Annotated in this window: 1 protein-coding gene; it reads right to left on the reverse strand. The window is 43.6% G+C overall.

What is annotated here, in order from left to right:
• Positions 1-5 precede the first annotated feature (5 nt).
• The coding region (locus tag AB4486_RS25980; RefSeq protein WP_372119626.1) for an oligogalacturonate-specific porin KdgM family protein at positions 6-362 on the reverse strand (357 nt) is incomplete at its 5' end.

Genomic DNA, 362 nt, shown 5'->3' on the forward strand with positions numbered 1-362 from the left:
ATCGATTAGAAGCTGTAAGTTAGACCAACACGGCTACGCAGTTCACGAGTCGCTTTAGTTGATGAAGTGCTCACATCACCAAACTCTACATATGGTGCCCATTGACCCATAATATGGCGAATGCTTGCGTTCAACTCGTAGTTGGTATCGTCGTTGTCGTAGATGTCATAGCCATCCGCTTTGTAGTAGTTACCTTCTAGACCAAAGCGCCAGTTTTCCATTGAGTAGTTAACGTTTGCCGTTAGACGGTGACGACGTTGATTAGAAACGTTTTTATCAACCGTGATTGGAACACCGTCACTATCAACAATAACATCACCATTGTCATCGAATTGATACTCTGAGCTGCTAGTGTTCTGTCT

The sequence above is a fragment of the Vibrio sp. 10N.222.55.C6 genome (assembly GCF_041473395.1).
GTDB lineage: Bacteria > Pseudomonadota > Gammaproteobacteria > Enterobacterales > Vibrionaceae > Vibrio > Vibrio crassostreae_C.